A 1,276-nucleotide genomic window follows, 5' to 3' on the forward strand; every position below is an offset into this window, starting at 1 on the left:
GAGCTGACCTCGTTCGACGGCAACGACGCTTTCACCTACGACGGCGCCGGCAACGAGACGTCGGCCGCGAGCCCGACGGGCACCCGCACCGCGGCATCGTGGACCCCGCACAACCAGCTCGGCGCCTACACCCAGTCCGGTTCTACGACGGACCAGACGTACGCGGGCACCGACAACACCCAGCGCCTGAAGGCCGGCTCCACCACGTTCACCAATGCCGCGGTCGGTCTCACCGGGCAGAGTGTGTCCGGTGCGGCGACCGGTTTCATCCGCGAGCCCTCGGGCACGCTGGTCGCCATGAAGAGCGGGGGCGCCAGCCAGTACTACCTGACCGACGCCCAGAACTCCGTCATCGGCCTGGTCGACGCGTCGGGCAAGCGCACGGCGACCTACTCGTACGGCCCCTACGGCGAAACCCGCGCCAACAGCGGCACCAACCAGCCTTTCCGCTACACCAGCACCTACCAGGACCCGTCCGGGCTGTACAAGATGGGCGCCCGTTACTACGACCCGAACCTCGGCCGCTTCACCCAGCCCGACCCCAGCGGCCAGGAAAACAACGCCTACCTCTACGCGGCAGGCGACCCCGTAAACAGCAGTGACCCGAGCGGGCTTTTCTCGCTCACGAAGGGCTTGAAGGCTTTTGCCGGAGCCACTCTCGGTGTGGTGGTCGGGGCTGCACTCACCCCAGTCATAGGCCCGCTCGGCGGCGCGCTCGTGGGAGGCTGCGTAGGTGGAGCGGTAGGGGCAGCTTTCACAGGAGGAGACCTAGGAGACTCGGCCCTCGCTTGCGGCGCCGGAATGGCGACAGGCGCCATGGGCAGGGGCCTGTCAGTCGCGCAGGCGGCCTAACTTAGCCGCTATTCCCAGAGAGTTTGGATTGCATGGACAACCTCATTTACATTCTGATCGTGGCCATTGTCCTTCTCGTGGGCATGTTCCTGGTGGGAAAGTGGTGGGGGAACGGAAAATGATCTACGGGTAGGGTGATGATGGGCTGCGATCGGTTCCGCAGCCCATCATCGGCACTCCCTGACTGGCGGCCGTCCGGAGGTGCAGGTCGCCGGACGGCCGCCAGAGCACTGGAAGCGAACTAGGTATGGCGGCACCGGCCGATGGTGTGCATTCTGCTTTCACGGCTTCGAGCCGACGGCGGATATGGGTATCGCTGGTGATAAGCGGACCAAGGCCGTGGAGACCAAGTCCGGCTCCACGACGGCCGGCTGGTCCTACTGCTACGACAAGGCCGGCAACCGCACCGGCCGCTCCACCGGCA

At 66.0% G+C, this 1,276-nt stretch carries 1 protein-coding gene; it reads left to right on the top strand.

What is annotated here, in order from left to right; genetic code table 11:
• Positions 1-852: RHS repeat-associated core domain-containing protein (locus K377_RS41220; protein ID WP_237551682.1), on the top strand; the 852-nt coding region annotated here is incomplete at its 5' end.
• Between the last annotated feature and the right edge of the window lie 424 nt (positions 853-1,276).

Origin of the sequence: Streptomyces sp. PsTaAH-137 (assembly GCF_003259365.1) — a bacterium.
GTDB lineage: Bacteria > Actinomycetota > Actinomycetes > Streptomycetales > Streptomycetaceae > Streptomyces.